Here is an 18,231-nt window from a genome sequence, read left to right as displayed (position 1 = left end):
AACCGCTGCGGGACGAGACTTCGTGTAGGCAACAGACACACAAGGCTTCGATCAGACCCCGCACCGGCAACGGCGCGGGGTTTCGCGTTTCAGGGACCACCAAAAGTTTCGAATGACATGAACGACATCACCGACATCGCCGCCATCTGCACCACCCGCGCCGGCAACTGCACCGGTGCATGTGCCTGCATGGCCAGTGCCATCGTCCATCCCCGCTTTGTTCGGCCGGCCAGTGTCTCCACTGCCGGCTGATTTCTTTCCCACTGCCAACCCCGCAAGGACTTAACTCCATGAGCAACGACATCCAACCGAAAATCGCGATCATCGGCTACGGCAGCCAGGGCCGCGCGCATGCGCTGAACCTGCGCGATTCCGGCTTCGACGTCACTGTCGGCCTGCGTGCCGGTGGCCCGACCGAATCCAAGGCCCAGGCCGACGGCTTCACCGTCGTGGCGCCGGCCGAGGCGGTGAAGACCGCCGATCTGGTCGCGATCCTGACCCCGGACATGGTGCAGAAGAAGCTCTACGAAGAGGTCATCGCACCGAACATGAAGCAAGGCGCCTGCCTGCTGTTCGCGCATGGACTGAACGTGCATTTCGACATGATCAAACCGCGCGCCGATCTGGATGTGGTACTGGTCGCGCCGAAGGGCCCCGGCGCGCTGGTGCGTCGCGAATATGAAATCGGCCGCGGCGTGCCGTGCATCTATGCGGTGTATCAGGACACCAGCGGCAAGGCCGAGCAGTTCGCACTGACCTATGCCGGCGGCCTGGGCGGCGCGCGCGCCAACATCATCAAGACCACCTTCAAGGAAGAGACCGAGACCGATCTGTTCGGCGAGCAGGCGGTGCTGTGCGGCGGCGCCTCGTCGCTGGTGCAGGCCGGTTTCGAAGTGCTGGTGGAAGCCGGCTATCAGCCCGAAATCGCGTACTACGAAGTGCTGCACGAACTGAAGTTGATCGTGGACCTGTTTTACGAAGGCGGCATCACCCGCATGCTGGAATTCGTGTCCGAAACCGCACAATACGGCGACTATGTCAGCGGCCCGCGCGTGATCGACGCCAGCACCAAGGCGCGCATGAAGGACGTGCTGACCGACATCCAGAACGGCACTTTCACCAAGAACTGGGTGGCCGAATACGAAGCCGGCCTGCCGAACTACACCAAGTTCAAGCAGGCCGATCTGGAGCACCCGATCGAGGAAGTGGGCAAGAAGCTGCGCGCCAAGATGGCGTGGCTCAACGGCGAACAACAGGCCGCTGCCGCACCTGCGAATCAACAAGCGGCGTAATGCCGCCGCACCCCCACCGCTAACACCGAAGGTCCGCAACGCATGAACACCTCCGCACACAGCACGCCCCGCAATGGCGCGCGCTGGCTGACGCAGGCCCTGGAAGCCGAGGGCGTGGAAACGCTGTTCGGTTATCCGGGCGGCACCATCATGCCGTTCTACGACGCCCTGGTGGATTCCAGGCTCAAGCACATCCTGGTCCGTCACGAACAGGGCGCCGCCCTGGCCGCCAACGGGTACGCCCGTGCCAGCGGCCGGGTCGGCGTGTGCGTGGCCACCTCCGGCCCGGGCGCCTCCAATCTGGTCACCGGCATCGCCGATGCGATGCTCGATTCGGTGCCGATGGTGTGCCTGACCGGCCAGGTCGCCACGCCCCTGCTGGGCACTGATGCATTCCAGGAACTGGATGTGTTCGGCATGACCATGCCGATCGTCAAGCACAGCTTTCTGGTACGGCGGGTGGAGGAACTTCCGCAGATCGTGCGCGAAGCGTTTCGCATCGCGCGCGAGGGCCGTCCCGGGCCAGTCTTGATCGACCTGCCCAAGGACGTGCAGATCGCCGATGCGTCGCATCTGCCCGATCACGTACCGGCAGCGGTGTTGCCGCCGCCGGCACCGGCGGATGCGAAATTGGCCGAAGCGCTGGCCGCCATCGCCAGCGCCGAACGCCCGGTGGTGTACGGCGGTGGCGGGATTGCATTGGCAGGCGCGGTGGACGCGTTCCGGCGGTTTGTCGAAGCCACCGGCATCCCGACCGCACTGACCTTGCGCGGTTTGGGCGCGTTGCCGCACGCGCATCCGGATTACCTGGGCATGCTGGGCATGCACGGTACCCGTGCGGCCAATATGGCGATCCAGGAATGCGATCTATTGGTAGTCGTGGGCGCGCGTTTCGACGACCGAGCCACCGGCAAATTGAGCGAGTTCGCTCCGTTTGCACGCGTCATCCATCTGGATGCCGACGCCTATGAGATTTCCAAGCTGCGCACTGCCGACATCGCAGTGCCCGGCGATGTGGCACTGAGTCTGAAAGCCCTGAGTGCGGCACGCGGCAACTGCCAGGCCTGGCGCACGCGCTGCTTTGCCAACCGCGAAAAATTCGGTGCGCGCTACGACGCGCCCGGCACCGACATCTACGCACCGGCGTTGCTGAAGCGCCTGAGCGAAGTGGCCCCGGCCGACACCATCATCGCCTGCGATGTGGGTCAGCATCAGATGTGGGTGGCGCAGCATTGCCGCTTCAACGATCCGCGCAATCACCTCACCAGCGGCGCACTCGGCACCATGGGCTTCGGCCTGCCGGCGGCGATGGGCGCGCAGTTCGCCTGCCCCGACCGCACCATGGTGCTGGTCTCCGGCGACGGCAGCTTCATGATGAACGTGCAGGAGCTGGTGACGATCGCGCGCTGCAAGCTGCCGGTGAAGATCGTGTTGCTGGACAACAGCTCGCTGGGCATGGTGCGGCAGTGGCAGGAGTTGTTCTTCGCCGAGCGCTACAGCGAAATCGATCTATCCGACAATCCGGATTTTGCGGCGCTGGCGCAGGTGTTCGGCATCCCGGCCAAGCGCATCATCGCGCGCGGCGATGTGGATGGCGCACTGGCCGAGCTGCTGGCACAGCCCGGCCCCGGCCTGTTGCATGTGAGCATCGACGCGCGTGCCAATGTGTGGCCGCTGGTGCCACCCAACAATGCCAACAGCACCATGCTGGACAGCAATCCCGCACATGCGGTCAAGGAGACGCCACATGCGTTACCGGCTTGATCTGGTGCTGAAGCCGGCCGAAGGCGCGCTGGTGCGGGTGCTCGGCATGACCGAGCGACGCGGCTTCCGCCCGTGCGCCATCCAGGGCGCCGCCGCGCCCGACGATGCCGGCCGCTGGCATCTGCAGTTGGACGTGGACAGCACGCGCCCACCGGAAACGCTGCGCCTGCAGTTGGAAAAGGTGTACGACTGCGAGTCGGTGGTGATCACTGCGCTGGAATCGGTCGAGGCCGCCGCATGACCACGCAGACCTCGAGCACGCAGACCTCGCGTGACCATCAGATCGCTGTCCGGAGGTGTCTTCTTCCGGATTGGCCGCGCGCGTGCCGCAATGCCTGATTCCGGCCGCCCCTCTTCGCAGGAGCCAGACGTAAGCGACGTGGCCATCAGCGTGGCCGACGTGCTGGCTGCGCAGGCGCGTCTGCGCAAATACCTGTCGCCCACGCCGCTGCATTACGCAGAGCGCTTCGGTGTGTGGTTGAAGCTGGAAAACCTGCAGCGCACCGGCTCCTACAAGGTACGCGGCGCACTGAACGCGTTGCTGGCCGGGCTGGAACGCGGCGACGAGCGCCCGGTGATCTGCGCCTCGGCCGGTAACCATGCGCAAGGGGTGGCGTGGTCGGCGTATCGGTTGGGCGTGCAGGCCATCACGGTGATGCCGTACGGCGCGCCGCAGACCAAGATTGCCGGTGTCGCGCACTGGGGCGCTACCGTGCGCCAGCATGGCAACAGCTACGACGAGGCGTTTGCGTTTGCGCGCGAGCTGGCCGACCAGAACGGCTACCGCTTTCTCTCGGCCTTCGACGACCCGGACGTGATTGCCGGGCAAGGCACGGTCGGCATCGAACTGGCCGCGCATGCGCCGGATGTGGTGATCGTGCCGATCGGCGGCGGCGGGCTGGCCTCCGGGGTGGCACTGGCACTGAAATCGCAAGGCGTGCGCATCGTCGGTGCGCAGGTGGAGGGCGTCGACTCGATGGCGCGCGCCGTGCGCGGCGACTTCCGCGAAATCACCCCGGTGCCCACGCTGGCCGACGGCGTGAAGGTCAAGATTCCCGGCTTCCTGACCCGCCGTTTATGCGCGAGTCTGCTCGACGATGTGGTGATCGTGCGCGAGGCCGAATTACGCGAAACCCTGGTGCGTCTGGCGCTGGAAGAACACGTCATCGCCGAGGGTGCCGGGGCACTCGCCTTGGCCGCCGGTCGTCGCGTTTCAGGCAAACGCAAATGTGCAGTGGTCTCTGGCGGTAATATCGACGCAACTGTGCTGGCCACCCTCTTGTCCGAGGTGCGGCCGCGTCCGCCACGCAAGCCGCGCCGTCGCAATACCGAGCGACTGCGCAACGAACGCAGCGCCAAGTCACTTCCCGAAACACCCGTTCTTTCCCGCCCATCCGCAGTCGCTCCAACGCCTGTCACCGCCATCGCCGTAGAGGAGTCTTCCTGGTGAACACGACCGTATCCAACCAGACCCCGCGTATCCGAATTTTCGACACCACCCTGCGCGACGGCGAGCAATCCCCCGGCTGCAGCATGACGCCCCAGCAAAAGCTGGTGATGGCGCGCGCGCTGGACGAGCTCGGCGTGGACATCATCGAAACCGGCTTCCCGGCCAGCTCGCATTCCGACCGCGAAGCCGTCGCGATGATCGGCCGCGAGTTGCGCCGCCCCACGCTGGCAGTGCTGTCGCGCTGCCTGCAGGCCGATATCGAAACCTCCGCACGTGCACTGGAAGCAGCCGCCAATCCGCGCCTGCACGTGTTCCTGTCCACCAGCCCGTTGCACCGCGAGCACAAGCTGCGCATGAGCCGCGAGCAGGTGCTGGAATCGGTGCACAGGCATGTGACGCTGGCGCGTGGCTACATCGACGATGTCGAGTTCTCCGCCGAAGATGCCACCCGTACCGAAGAGGATTTCCTGGCCGAGGTCACCCGCGTGGCGATCGCCGCCGGTGCCACCACGATCAATCTGCCGGACACGGTGGGCTTCACCACGCCCGAAGAAATCCGCGGCATGTTCTCGCGCCTGATCGCCAGCGTGGAAGGGGCCGACACCGTCATCTTCAGCGCTCACTGCCACAACGATCTGGGTCTGGCGGTGGCCAACTCGCTGGCGGCGATCGAAGGCGGCGCGCGTCAGGTCGAATGCACCATCAACGGCATCGGCGAGCGTGCGGGCAACTGCGCGCTGGAAGAAATCACCATGGCACTGAAGGTGCGCGGTGCGTTCTACAACATCGATACCGAGATCAACACGCCGCGCATCGTGTCCACTTCGCAGTTGCTGCAGCGCCTGGTCGGCATGCCGGTGCAGCGCAACAAGGCGGTGGTCGGCGGCAATGCGTTCGCGCACGAGTCGGGCATCCATCAGCACGGCATGCTGCGCCATCGCGGTACCTACGAAATCATGCGCCCGGAAGACGTGGGCTGGGAGTCCTCGCAGATGGTGCTGGGCCGTCACAGCGGCCGTGCGGCAGTGGAGCAGCGTCTGCGCGCGTTGGGCTATTTGCTGGAAGAAGACGAGGTCAAGCTGGTCTTCGAGCAGTTCAAGGCATTGTGCGAGAAGCAGCGCGTGGTCACCGACGCCGATCTGCAAACCTTGATGCAGGATGCCACCGTGCAGGAAGGCTACCGCCTGGCCTCGATGACCATCAGCGATGTCGGCAGCCGCGCCAATGCGCTGGTGGAGTTGTCCGATCCAGAAGGCAATCGTGTTGCCGAAACCGCGCAAGGCAATGGCCCGGTGGATGCGCTATTCGGTGCGCTGGCCTCGGCCACCGGTGTGAAGCTGGAACTGGACAGCTATCAAGTCCACAGCGTGGGCATCGGAGCGGACGCACGCGGCGAAGCCAGCCTGAGCGTGCGCCACGACGGCGTGGAATACGAAGGCACCGGCACCAGCAAGGACATCATCGAAGCCAGCGCGCTGGCGTGGTTGGATGTGGCCAATCGCCTGTTGCGTCAGCGCCAGCGTGGCGTGGTTGCCGGTAAGACGGCTGCGGTGGCGTAGCGCTGTCATCTGCTAAACGATGTAAATCTTACGGCCGGCGGAGTGATCTGCTGGCCGTCTTGGTTTTTGGTGGTTGGTGATTTGAACGTTTTCTAAGAATGCATTGCTTGCCGATCAGCAGCCGCGAAGAGTGGGAGCGCGGTGCCGCATCGACCAATCCCACGCACGACGTCTGCCGGCTTCGTGCAAATGCCTCGATCACTGCGGGCGCTTGCGCGCGTACCGGCGTGGGACACGCCGCAAGTACGTCCTTGTAGGCTCTTACGCGGCATCCATGCCGCGTAAGGTCCCACGCCGGTACGCGCGCAAGCACCTCCGAATATTGTTGGTGGCTGAAGGAGAAGCGTTACTTGGTTGATTGATCATGCTTTGGAGCGCGCCCTTCGCTGGCGGAATCATGGCAAAGCGATAGACGAAAAGCTGCATCGACTATCGACTGCGGAATCCGTAGGCATTACGCCTACAAAAGGTATTGTTTGCCGATCAGCGGCAGTGATATTGGGAGCGCGGTGTCGCGTCCAGGGGCGGGACCATGTGGCGGCATGGATGCCGCCACTGAGCCTCCACGGACGGATTCACGGCGTGTCCTGCCACTGGATGCGGCACCGCGCCATCGATAAGCCCAAAACGAAAACGGCCATCGCCCAAACAGGACGATGACCGCCAGTACTTCGACAAAACGATACACCCAACCAAAGCTTTACAGCGCAGCAACCACCGCATCACCCATCGCGACCGTGCCGACCTTGGTCGTGCCTTCCGACCAGATGTCGGCGGTGCGCAGGCCCTGGTCGAGTACCTTGCCGACAGCGCGCTCGATCGCATCGGCAGCGGCGGCCTGCGCGAAGGTATAGCGCAACATCATCGCCACCGACAGGATGGTCGCCAGCGGATTGGCAATGCCCTTGCCGGCGATATCCGGTGCCGAGCCATGACACGGCTCATACATGCCTTTGTTGTTGGCATCCAGCGAGGCCGAGGGCAGCATGCCGATCGAGCCGGTGAGCATGGATGCTTGATCGGACAGGATGTCGCCGAACATGTTGTCGGTCACGATCACGTCGAACTGCTTGGGTGCGCGCACCAGTTGCATCGCCGCGTTGTCCACGTACATGTGCGATAGCGCGATGTCCGGATAATCCTTCGCGACTTCCTCCACCACCGCGCGCCATAGCTGGCTCGATGCCAGCACATTGGCTTTGTCCACCGAACACAGCTTCTTGCCGCGCAAACGCGCCATCTCGAAGCCGGCCTTAGCGATGCGACGGATTTCGCTTTCGCTGTACGGCAAGGTGTCGTAAGCCTGACGCTCACCATTTTCCAGCGTGCGCGTACCACGCGGTTGACCGAAGTAAATGCCGCCGGTGAGTTCACGCAGGATCAGTAGATCCAGCCCCGCAACGACCTCCGGCTTGAGCGTGGAGGCATCGGCCAGCTGCGGATACAACAGCGCCGGACGCAGGTTGGCGAACAAACCCAGCTGCGAGCGGATCTTGAGCAACCCACGTTCCGGACGCAGCGATGGATCGATGGTGTCCCATTGCGGCCCGCCGACCGCGCCCAACAGCACCGCATCGGCAGCGCGCGCACGCTCCAGCGTTTCGTCGGCCAGCGGGCTGCCGTACTTGTCGTAGGCCGCGCCACCCAGTTCGTCGTAAACCAGGGTAAAGCCCAGGCCATGTTGCGCATCGATCCGCGTCAGCACCTTGACCGCTTCGGCCATGATCTCCGGACCAATGCCGTCACCGGGAAGAATCAAAATCTGCTTGCTCATGCAATCCTCGTGAGTTGGCGCCTTAGCGCCCTGAAAATCAACGTGCGGCCCATACCACCAGCACATCGGTGCTGAAGGAACCATCGGCGGCAATCTGAAAGTAGTCGCGCACCTCGTCCACCGCCGCGTTCTGCAATGCGCGAATGGCCGCGCGCAACACCTCCGGCGTGCGCATGCGGTCTACCCAGCTCAGATAGTCCAGCTGCAGCCGTTGGCAATGATGACGCTGCACCTGCAAGCCGGCATCGCCCAGCATCTGCAACCACTGCGCCACGCCGTAGTCACGCACATGGCTGGTATCGCGCAGCAGCTCGATCGCCTGCAGGTGCGTGTCCAGCAATGGCAGCCCAGGCGCCACCACATCGATAAAGGCAGCAATCCCGCCTGGACGTAGCACGCGCCGCACTTCGCGCAGTGCCTGTCCCAGGTCGCTCCAATGGTGCGCCGAGTAGCGGCTGACCACAGCATCCAGGCTGCCGCTCTCGAACGGCAAGCGCTCGGCGATACCTTGCATGGTGCGCACCTGCGTCAGCCCACGCTCGGCGGCGGTGGCCGCCACAACGGTGAGCATGTCGGCAGACAGATCATAGGCCACCACCTCGGCCATCAACGGCGCCAGCTGGAAACTCACATGCCCGGCACCGCAACCCAGGTCGAGCAATCGGCCGTTGCGATGACCGGCGAGACCAGCGCGGAGTTCGGCGAATTCAGCGCCTTGCGCATGCACGTCGCTATGCAGATAGGCCTGCGCCTGCGGCCCGAACTGCGCAGCGACATGCGCGCGCTGCGCTCCCGCATCGGTGGCGTTGGCAACCGAGTTCATTGCAGTGCGCCGAACAACCACGGTTGACGCGCGCGATGGCCTTGTTCGAAGCGGCCGATCGCATCGGCGTCCTGCAAGGTCAGGCCGATGTCGTCCAGCCCGTTGAGCAGGCAGTGCTTGCGGAAGGCATCGATCTCGAAGCTGTATTCCACGCCATCGGTGCGGCGCACGCGTTGTGCGGCCAGATCCACGGTGAGTTGATAGCCCTCGGTCGCCAGGCATTGTTGGAACAGCGCATCCACTTCCGCTTCGGCCAGCACGATCGGCAGCAGGCCGTTCTTGAAGCTGTTGTTGAAGAAGATGTCGGCAAAGCTCGGTGCAATCACTGCGCGAAAGCCGTACTCGTCCAGCGCCCACGGCGCGTGCTCGCGCGAGGAACCGCAGCCGAAGTTTTCGCGTGCCAGCAACACACTGGCGCCTTGATAGCGCGGGAAATTGAGGACGAATTCCGGGTTGATCGGGCGCTGGCTGTTGTCGCGACCAGGCTCGCCGATGTCCAGATACCGCCACTCGTCGAACAGGTTCGGGCCGAAACCGGTGCGCTTGATCGACTTGAGAAATTGCTTGGGAATGATCTGGTCGGTATCGACGTTGGCGCGATCCAGCGGCGCGACTAGTCCGGTGTGTTGAGTGAAAGGGGTCATTAGGAGTGCCGGGATTAGGGATTGGTAATTGGGGATTCGAAAAAGCTGGAATGCGCAGACCGGTCTTTACGAATCCCGAATCCCCACTCCCAAATCCCCAAGCTCACGCACATCAACGAAGTGACCACTGACCGCAGCAGCCGCTGCCATCGCCGGGCTGACCAGATGGGTGCGACCACCGGCGCCCTGGCGGCCTTCGAAATTGCGGTTGGAAGTGGAAGCGCAATGCTCGCCGCTGCCCAGCTTGTCCGGGTTCATCGCCAGACACATCGAACAACCCGGCTCGCGCCATTCGAAGCCGGCGTCCAGAAACACCTTGTCCAGGCCTTCGGCTTCGGCTTGCGCTTTCACCAAACCGGAGCCCGGCACCACCAATGCTTGCTTGATGGTGGAAGCGACCTTGCGGCCCTTGGCAACCGCAGCGGCCGCACGCAGGTCTTCGATGCGCGAGTTGGTGCATGAGCCGATGAACACGCGATCCAGATGGATCTGGGTGATCGGCTGATTTGCCCGCAAGCCCATGTATTTCAGCGCGCGCTCGATCGAGTCGCGCTTGGTCGGATCCTGTTCGGCGGCCGGATCCGGCACCTGCTGGTCCACCGCAAGCACCATCTCCGGCGAGGTACCCCAGCTGACTTGCGGCTTGATGTCTTCCGCGCGCAGTTCCACCACTGTGTCGAAGTGCGCATCGGCATCGGACACCAGCGTGCTCCACAACGCGACCGCCGCGTCCCAGTCGGCGCCCTTGGGCGCGAATGGGCGACCTTTGACGTAGGCAATCGTCTTGTCGTCCACCGCCACCATGCCGACGCGCGCGCCGGCTTCGATCGACATGTTGCAGATGGTCATGCGGCCTTCGATCGACAAGTCGCGGATCGCGCTGCCGGCAAATTCCAGCGCATGGCCGTTGCCGCCAGCGGTGCCGATCTTGCCGATCACCGCCAGCACGATGTCCTTGGCGGTCACGCCGAACGGCAGCGTGCCCTCCACCCGCACCTGCATGTTCTTCATCTTCTTGGCGATCAGGCATTGCGTGGCCAGCACATGCTCGACCTCCGAGGTGCCGATGCCATGCGCCAGCGCGCCGAACGCGCCGTGCGTGGAGGTATGCGAATCGCCACAGACCACGGTCATGCCCGGCAAGGTGGCGCCCTGCTCCGGGCCGACCACATGCACGATGCCCTGGCGCGCGTCGTTCATCTTGAACTCGAGGATGCCGAAGTCGTCGCAGTTCTCGTCCAGGGTCTGCACCTGCAGGCGCGAGACGGCGTCGGTGATCGACTCCAGCCCGCCCTGACGCTCGGCACGCGTGGTCGGCACGTTGTGGTCGGGCGTGGCGATATTGGCGTCGATGCGCCAAGGCTTGCGCCCGGCCAGGCGCAGGCCTTCGAAGGCTTGCGGCGAGGTCACTTCGTGCAGGATGTGGCGGTCGATATAGATCAGCGACGAACCATCGTCACGGCGCGTGACCTCGTGCAGTTCCCACAACTTGTCGTACAGCGTCTTGGCAGTCATTGCAGCAACCCGATTGGCGGATGGTGGGTGGCCCACCTGGCTGAGTTCGATGCTAGGAGCTTGCCTTGGATAACGCAAATTCATATTGTTTATTCAACAAATGAATTTCAGGAATAGCAATGGACCTGGGCAGCCTCAGCGCGTTCGTGGCAATTGCCGAGAGCGGTAGCTTCTCTGCCGCCGGCGAGGCGCTGCACCTCACCCAACCGGCGGTGAGCAAGCGCATCGCCTTGCTGGAAGGGCAATTGTCTGCACGCCTGTTCGATCGCCTCGGCCGCCAGGTGGTGCTGACCGAAGCCGGCCAGGCCTTGTTGCCACGCGCGCAACGCATCCTGGCCGAGCTGCAGGACACCCGCCGCGTGCTGGAACACCTTGGTGCGGCGGTCGGCGGGCGCCTGAGCCTGGCCACCAGCCACCATGTCGGCCTGCACCGTCTGCCCGCGTTGTTGCGCGGCTTTGCTGCACAACATCCGCAGGCGGCGCTGGACATCCAGCTCCTGGATTCGGAACTGGCCTATGCAGCCGTGCTGCGCGGAGAGGTGGAACTGGCGGTGACCACGCTGGCGCCAGACACGCGTGCGCCGCTACGCGCGCGGCCGATCTGGCATGACCGCCTGCAGTTCGTGGTGGCGCCGGATCATCCGTTGGCGTCACTGCGCGCAGTGACGCTGGAGGATGTGGTGGCGCACCCTGCGGTGCTGCCGGACCCGGGCACCTTCACCCATCGCATCGTCGCCGGCCTGTTCGCCGAGCGCGGGCTGGTGCCGAGCCTGCGCATGACCACCAATTATCTGGAGACGATCAAGATGCTGGTGTCGGTGGGCCTGGCCTGGAGCGTGTTGCCGGAGCGCATGATCGATCATCAGATCGTGGCGCTGCCGCTGGCCGATGTCGCGCTGTCGCGTGAGCTGGGTTGCGTGACACATGGCGGGCGCACCTTGTCGCGTGCCGCGCAGGCATTTGTTGCGCTGTTGCATGCGCAGGCGGATCAGGGGCAGCTGTAAACATCACCGCCCCACCAAGCGATCCCGCCCCTGCCGCTTGGCCTGATACAGACGGCGATCGGCCAATGCCAGCAATTCGCGCCGGCTCGGCGCTTCATCGCTCATCGCCATGCCCATGCTGGCGGTGCAACGCACGGTGGTGCCCTGCGCGTCGACATCGATCGTTGCAAGCCGTTGGCGCATGCGCTCGAACAGCGCGCGCGCCTGCGCCGCGTCCAGGCCGATGGCCGCCAGCAAGAACTCTTCGCCACCATGCCGGGCGGCAAAGCACTGTGCCTGATCGTGTTCGCTCAACGCCTCGCCAATCGCAGACAACACCGCATCGCCGACCTCATGGCCGTAGGCATCGTTGATGCGTTTGAAGTGATCGATATCCATCAGCGCCAACGCCAATGCCGCACCACCGGCGCGCGCTTCGTCGAACCATTGCTGCAGCACGCGCTCGGCCTCGCGCCGGTTGGGCAGCGTGGTGAGCACGTCGTGGCTGGCGCGATACTCCAGCTGACGCATCAACGCTTCGCGCTCCTGGCTGGCCTGCTGCAGTGCGAGGTTCTTGTCGCTCAACTCGCGTGTGCGCCGGTCGATCACGGTGTTGAGCTGACGCTGCCGTCGGCGGTAACTGGCCGTGCGCCATAAATAAAACATGTAGATCACACTGCCCAGGCCAAGGATGCCCAGCGCGATCACTTCGCCACGCCGCCACCATGGCGGCGCCAGTTCGATGACCAGGCTGGATTCGCCCAGCAACGCGGTCTGCCGCCAGTCCACCGGCAGCGACATCGCCTGCACACGGAAACGAAAACGGCCCGGCGGCAGATTGGTGTAGATCGCCTCGATGGCGCTGTCGGCATCCACCCATTCCGGATCGAAGCCTTCCAGCCGGTAGCGATAACGCACCTTGTCCGGCCCACGAAAATTCAACCCGGCATAGCCAATGGCGATACGCCGGGTGTCTGCGCCGAATCGATGCGGGTCGTTCAACGGCTGCACCATGCCATCGACCAGCAGGCGCTCGAACACGATCGGCAAGCGATGGCCTTGCAAGGTGCCCACGCGCGCCGGGTCGATCACGCCAAGCCCGGCTGCGGTAGGAAACAGCAGCTGCCCGGACTGTGTCATCCAGCCGGCCGGCGCGCTGCTGCCGTTGCCCTGATTGCCAGGCATGCCGTCGCTGCGATCCACCACTTCCACACTCAATTGGTCGCGCGTGCCCGCATCGAGCTGGTCGAAATCGCTGCGCGCGATGCGGAACACGCCATGGTTGCTCGACAACCAGAAATAGCCGCGGCCGTCGTCGATCACCCGAAACACCTTGTCGCGCGGCAGCCCGACCCGGTGGTCGTAGACGCGGAATGTCTCTCCGCGCAAGCGCAACAGGCCGCGATCGCTGGCGATCCACAGATCGCCATTGGCATCGCGCAGGAAGTCGAACGCGTTCTGCCCGGGGAAATCCTGCTCGCCCAGCCATGCGCGGGTGCTGCCGTCCGGCGACAGCGCGGTCATGCCGCGATCGGTGCCGCTCCACACAATCCCCTGCGCATCGCGATACAGCACCTGCACCGAACCGTCCGGCACGCCGTCGGCGGCGGTGTAGTGGCGCGCCTTGCCGTTGCGCCAACGCACCAGCCCGGCGGTGGTGCCGATCCACAGATCCTCGCCGTCGGGCAGCACTGCGCGCACCGACATCGACGGCAAGCCCTCGGCTGCACCGATGCGCACCAGCACGCGGCCTTGCGCATCCAGACGCACCACGCCCTGGCTATAGGTGCCGGCCCACACACCGCCGTCGCCGGCGTCGGCCAGCGCCAGCACCGACTGTTCCAGCACGCGCCCGCCCTCGCTGGGCGACAACGACACCCGGCTGATCTGCTCGCCGCGCCAGCGGTCCAGGCCCACCGCGCTGCCCACCCACACCGTGCCATTGGGCGTCTGCAACACGCTGCGCACGTAATCGGAGGTGAGGCCGTCCTCGTGGGTGACGCCATGCGCGGCGCCTTCGGCAACCCGGAACAAGCCGTGTGTGCTGCCGACCCAGATCAGGCCTTCGGCATCTTCCAGCAGGGCCGGGCTGGCCACACCGGAAATGGCGATCTGCTCGTCCGGATCGGCCGCGCCGCTATGCACCACCAGCAACCCGGTCGACAGACTCATCCATAGATGCCCGCGTCGATCCAACAACAACGAATCCACGCGCTGGCCCTGACGGAAGCGTTGCAGGCCGCCGCCGCGGCTCCACCGCCACACCCCGTCGTCGCCAGCCACCAGCAAACCGCCTTCGCGGTCGCTGGCCAGCCGTCGCACCGGCGCATCGCGCATGCCGTGCGCCTTGCCCCAGGCGGTTGCCGGGCTGCCATCCTGCGGCAGGCGATACAGCCCGACCTCGGTGCCCACCCACAGATCGCCGTCGTCGTCGGCCGAGAGCGCGGTGACGCGTGCACGCGGCAGCCCGGCCTGGCGGCCCACATCGACCACCCGCCCATCGGCCTCGATCCGGTACAGCGTCTGCGGGGTGCCCACCCACAACGCGCCATCGGCACGCCGCAGCAATGCACTCACCGCCAGATGCCGCGCGGAGGCATCGCCCAGTTGCTGCCAGTGGCCGTCCTGATAGTGGTAGACCCCATCGAACGCAGTGCCGAACAACATCCCGCCGGTGCTGTCGCGCACCACCACGAATACACCGCCCAGCTCGACGCCCGGGGTGTTCTGACGGTCGTAGACCGTGAAATCGCGGCCGTTGAAGCGCGCCACCCCTTCCCAGGTGCCGAGCCAGATCAGGCCGTCTTCGCCCTGCGCCACCGCATGCACCAGGTTGTGCGGCAGGCCGTCGTCCATGCTCCAGCGGGTGACGGTGTGATACGCGGTGTGTTTGAGCGGCTGGGCGAAGGCCGGCCAGGCGCCGAGCAGCACGCAGCACAGCAACGCGCATCGCCACAGCGACGGCCACAACGGCCCGATCCGCAGCACGTACCTGCTGCGGACGCAGCCTGTATGCGTTTGCGCCCCGACCCTGTCCACGCTTTCGTCCCTCGTCCGTCCCGTCTGAAGGTCGCCGACATACGCCGACGTACCGTCAGTCAATCTATCACCGGGGTTTTTTCAGCGCCCTAGGGGGATCCCCTACAGCGGCCAGGCGAGTAATGACACCGGGAGTCATTCAGATGAAACAATTAACGGCGATAAGCAAGCTGGTGCGCGACGCTCAGCATCGGTGGCGGGGCAGACGCCACAGTTTATGAGCGCTTCAATGCATTCCATAGGCGCCGAGTATAAATATAGAACCCGATGGTCTAGTATTGGCGATATGTCCAGTTCGCCCCCCCTCAAGTCCAAGACCAAGAGCAACGGTCCTGGGCGTCCCAAGGATCTTGGGAAACGCGCCGCCATCCTGGGCGCCGCCCGCACCATGTTCATGGAGCAGGGCTTTGCAGGGGTCAGCATGGACGGCATCGCCGCAGCCGCCGGCGTCTCCAAACTGACCGTTTACAGTCACTTTGGCGACAAAGAAAGCCTGTTTTCCGAAGCGATCCGTGCACAATGCCAACACATGATGCCGGACGATCTGTTCGACCACGCCCCCAAAGGCAACTTGCGCGACCAGCTGATCGAAATCGCCAATGCCTTCTTTACGATGGTCAGCGCCGACTCGGCGATCGCCACCCACCGCATGATGATGGCGCCCGGTACCGGCGACGTGCATGTGCGCGAAATGTTCTGGGATGCCGGCCCCAAGCGCACCCAACAGGCACTGGCGGATTTCCTCTCGGCGCGGGTCGCCGATGGCCAATTGGAAATCCCCGAGCTGGAGCGCGCTGCTTCACAGTTTTTCTGCCTGCTCAAAGGCGAGCTGTATGCGCTGATGATGTGCGGCCTGCATGGTCAGCCCACCCGCGCGCAGGTGGACGAGCACATTCAGGCCAGTGTGGATTTCTTTTTGAGGGCGTATGCGCCGCGCTGATTGCACCGAGACGTTGGTGGCGATGACTTCCGGCACTGCGTGCTTTGGCCGCGCGCGGCGATGCTAGATGCGCCAGTTGCCTCGCGCACCGGTAAAATGCCTGCCCCACTGCGTTGGATAGCCGCACAATGACGATCGATTTCTCCCAAGCCCGCGAAAAAATGGTCGAACAGCAGATCCGGCCGTGGGATGTGCTGGATCTGCGCGTGCTCGACGTGCTGGCGCGCCTGCCGCGCGAGGCCTTCGTGCCAGAGGCTTACAAGACCCTGGCCTACGTCGATGTGGAAATTCCGCTGTCGGCCGGCCACAAGATGATGAAGCCAGTGGTCGAAGGCCGCATGCTGCAGGCGCTGGATCTGCAGCCGGGCGAAGACGTGCTGGAAATCGGCACCGGCAGTGGATTTTCCACCGCCTGCCTGGCCGCACTGGCCCGCGAAGTGGTGAGCCTGGAGATCGATCCGGCACTGGCCACCGCCGCACGCGCCAATCTGGACAGCACCGGCCTGGGCAGCAACGTCCGCATCGAAACCGCCGACGTGTTCGCCTGGCAGAGCGAGCGTCGTTTCGATGCCATCTGCATCACCGGCGCAGTCGACACGCTACCGACCCAGTGGCTGCAGTGGTTGCGCCCGAATGGCCGGCTGTTTGTCGTGCGTGGTCACGAACCGGTGATGGAAGCAGTCCTGGTGCGTGGCGACGTCAACGCTCCGCGCATCGAATCGTTATTCGAAACCGACCTCGCCTATCTTCAGGGCGCGGCACCGACGCCCCGATTCCAATTCTGATTCCCAAGGAAGCTTCCCCGATGATCCGCCGATCCCTCGTTCTGGCCCTGGCCGCCGCCCTGTCTCCGATGGCAGCACATGCCACCGATCTGCTGCAGGTCTACGAAATGGCCCGCAACGGCGATCCCCAGCTGGCAGTGGCCGAGTCCACGCGGCTGGTGAATCGGGAGGGACAGGTACAGGCGCGTGCGGCGCTGTTGCCGCAGCTCAACGGTGCTTACGACTACAGTAAATCCCACCGCGAAATCGAAGGCCAAGATGGCCGCATAACCACCTCGTCGCGCTCCAGCCAAATCCAAGGCTCCCAGACGATCTTCAATTGGGCGCAGTTCTCCAACCTGCGCGCTCAGCGCGAAGTTGCAAGGGCAGCCGACTTCACACTGGCATCTGCCAATAATGACCTGATCACCCGCACCTCGGCGGCGTATTTTCAGGTCCTGGTGGGCATCGAGTCGCTGGCGGCTGCAGAGACCAACGAAGCCGCAGCCAAGAAGCAGTTCGACTACGCCGACAAACGCCTGGAAGTGGGCCTGGCCCCGATCACCGACGTGCATGAAGCGCGTGCTCAGTACGACCAGGCGCGTGCAGATACGATCAACGCCCGCAACACGCTGAAGGACTACTACCAAGCACTTACCGAGTTGACCGGCCAGCCGGTAGTTGGTCTACGTGCACTGCCGGAAGAGTTTCGCCCCGAGGTGCCTGCCGCCTACAGTGACGTCGACCAGTTGGTGGCGACTGCCATCGCAGACAACCCGGCGTTGAAGGCGCAGCAATTGCAGGTCAGCGCGGCCGAGGCCAGCATTACCGCAGCACGTGCCGGCCATTTGCCCACCGTCAATCTGACCGGCAGCGTGGGACGCAGCAATAGCTGGGGCACAGGGGCTGCGGAAAGCGGTGTGTTTACGACCCAAGGCCGCGACATCGATACCGATTCGATCGGCATCAGCGTGTCAATTCCAATCTTTGCCGGCGGCGCAACACAGTCCGCAGTACGTCAAGCACTCTCGCAGCGCGATATCCAGCAAGATACCTACGAGCAGCAGAAGCGCGCACTCGATCGCAACACGCGCAATGCGTATCAGACCGTGGTCGCCGGCATCAGCGAAGTGGAAGCACGTCGTCTGGCCGTGGTCTCCGCACAGGCCGCATACGACGCGTCGCAGGTGGGTCTGGAAGTCGGTACGCGCACCGTGCTGGACGTAGTGCAGAACCAGCGCACCTTGTTCCAGGCGCAGCTGAACTATGCGCAGTCACGCTACAACTTCCTGCAGAACCGTTTGCTGCTGGGCCAGGCGATCGGCAAGCTCGACATCACTGATCTGCAGGATGTGAACCGCCTGCTGTCCCAGGATGCCGAGTCCAAGCTGCAAGGCAGTGGTTCGCTGCAGTAAGGCGAGCGGATAGGTGACTAAAAAGGCGGGCGAAGGCCCGCCTTTTTATGTCCGATGCAAGCGCGTACCTGGCTGCGTGCGATACCTGCGATGACTGCCGCATTAGCGGGTGATCTGCGGCTTGGCTGCAGGGCCCTTGCCCGCCCCACCATCGCGGGACACGCTGCAAGGCAGAGCGGCTGATCTGCGGCTTGGCTGTAGGGCCCTTGCCCGACCACCATCGCGGGACACGCTGCAAGGCAGAGCGGCTGATCTGCGGCTTGGCTGTA

The 18,231-nt window shown here is 64.3% G+C and carries 14 protein-coding genes; 9 read left to right on the top strand and 5 right to left on the bottom strand.

Translation table 11 applies throughout. From position 1 onward, the window contains the following. The first annotated feature begins 290 nt into the window (after positions 1-290). The 5 genes from ilvC to NDY25_RS15505 all read left to right on the top strand — a co-directional run bounded on the left by ilvC (position 291) and on the right by NDY25_RS15505 (position 6,065). Positions 291-1,292 carry a ketol-acid reductoisomerase gene (gene ilvC, locus NDY25_RS15525; RefSeq protein WP_168958271.1) on the top strand — a complete coding sequence of 334 codons (1,002 nt, stop codon included), beginning with the start codon at positions 291-293 and terminating at the stop codon, positions 1,290-1,292. Positions 1,293-1,334: 42 nt separating this feature from the next. Continuing rightward, positions 1,335-3,056, top strand: a complete 1,722-nt coding sequence (gene ilvG, locus NDY25_RS15520) for an acetolactate synthase 2 catalytic subunit (RefSeq protein WP_256627551.1) — start codon at positions 1,335-1,337, stop codon at positions 3,054-3,056. Next, positions 3,040-3,297 carry an ACT domain-containing protein gene (locus tag NDY25_RS15515; RefSeq protein WP_006451059.1) on the top strand — a complete coding sequence of 86 codons (258 nt, stop codon included), beginning with the start codon at positions 3,040-3,042 and terminating at the stop codon, positions 3,295-3,297. The genes ilvG and NDY25_RS15515 overlap by 17 nt, the downstream gene beginning before the upstream one ends. A 138-nt stretch (positions 3,298-3,435) precedes the next feature. Continuing rightward, a complete protein-coding gene (locus NDY25_RS15510; RefSeq protein WP_228996136.1) occupies positions 3,436-4,506 on the top strand; it encodes a threonine dehydratase in 1,071 nt (356 codons plus the stop codon). After that, complete coding sequence (locus NDY25_RS15505) at positions 4,503-6,065, top strand: 2-isopropylmalate synthase (protein ID WP_023905033.1); 1,563 nt, start codon at positions 4,503-4,505, stop codon at positions 6,063-6,065. Before NDY25_RS15510 ends, NDY25_RS15505 begins: the two co-directional genes overlap by 4 nt. Before the next feature lie 700 nt (positions 6,066-6,765). On the opposite strand, the gene leuB is transcribed toward NDY25_RS15505, so the two are convergent. From leuB to leuC, 4 genes are all read right to left on the bottom strand, one after another. Beyond that, positions 6,766-7,839 (bottom strand): 3-isopropylmalate dehydrogenase, encoded by a 1,074-nt coding sequence (leuB, locus tag NDY25_RS15500; RefSeq protein WP_168958269.1) that lies wholly within the window; start codon positions 7,837-7,839, stop codon positions 6,766-6,768. 37 nt (positions 7,840-7,876) lie between these two features. Beyond that, a complete protein-coding gene (locus NDY25_RS15495; protein ID WP_168958268.1) occupies positions 7,877-8,662 on the bottom strand; it encodes a class I SAM-dependent methyltransferase in 786 nt (261 codons plus the stop codon). Continuing rightward, positions 8,659-9,306: a 3-isopropylmalate dehydratase small subunit gene (gene leuD / locus NDY25_RS15490; RefSeq protein WP_168958267.1), complete on the bottom strand. Its 648-nt coding sequence runs from the start codon at positions 9,304-9,306 to the stop codon at positions 8,659-8,661. Before leuD ends, NDY25_RS15495 begins: the two co-directional genes overlap by 4 nt. A 66-nt stretch (positions 9,307-9,372) precedes the next feature. Beyond that, positions 9,373-10,821, bottom strand: a complete 1,449-nt coding sequence (gene leuC, locus NDY25_RS15485; RefSeq protein WP_168958266.1) for a 3-isopropylmalate dehydratase large subunit — start codon at positions 10,819-10,821, stop codon at positions 9,373-9,375. 119 nt (positions 10,822-10,940) lie between these two features. Between leuC and NDY25_RS15480 the strand changes: the two genes are divergently transcribed. Further along, complete coding sequence (locus tag NDY25_RS15480) at positions 10,941-11,825, top strand: LysR family transcriptional regulator (protein WP_168958265.1); 885 nt, start codon at positions 10,941-10,943, stop codon at positions 11,823-11,825. A 3-nt stretch (positions 11,826-11,828) separates the two neighbouring features. Here NDY25_RS15480 and NDY25_RS15475 read toward each other — a convergent pair whose 3' ends face one another. Further along, positions 11,829-14,843, bottom strand: coding sequence for a ligand-binding sensor domain-containing diguanylate cyclase (locus NDY25_RS15475; protein WP_168958264.1), 3,015 nt, complete (start codon positions 14,841-14,843; stop codon positions 11,829-11,831). Between the two features lie 286 nt (positions 14,844-15,129). Between NDY25_RS15475 and NDY25_RS15470 the strand changes: the two genes are divergently transcribed. The 3 genes from NDY25_RS15470 to NDY25_RS15460 all read left to right on the top strand — a co-directional run bounded on the left by NDY25_RS15470 (position 15,130) and on the right by NDY25_RS15460 (position 17,962). After that, a complete protein-coding gene (locus NDY25_RS15470) occupies positions 15,130-15,783 on the top strand; it encodes a TetR/AcrR family transcriptional regulator (protein WP_006451155.1) in 654 nt (217 codons plus the stop codon). A 128-nt stretch (positions 15,784-15,911) separates the two neighbouring features. Continuing rightward, positions 15,912-16,568, top strand: a complete 657-nt coding sequence (locus tag NDY25_RS15465; protein ID WP_168958263.1) for a protein-L-isoaspartate O-methyltransferase family protein — start codon at positions 15,912-15,914, stop codon at positions 16,566-16,568. Positions 16,569-16,588: 20 nt separating this feature from the next. Then, positions 16,589-17,962, top strand: a complete 1,374-nt coding sequence (locus NDY25_RS15460; RefSeq protein ID WP_168958262.1) for a TolC family outer membrane protein — start codon at positions 16,589-16,591, stop codon at positions 17,960-17,962. Positions 17,963-18,231 lie beyond the last annotated feature (269 nt).

Source organism: Xanthomonas hortorum pv. pelargonii (assembly GCF_024499015.1).
GTDB classification, from domain to species: Bacteria; Pseudomonadota; Gammaproteobacteria; order Xanthomonadales; family Xanthomonadaceae; genus Xanthomonas; species Xanthomonas hortorum_B.
Note: the sequence above shows the minus strand (reverse complement) of the source record. Positions and strands in the feature narration are given on the sequence as shown.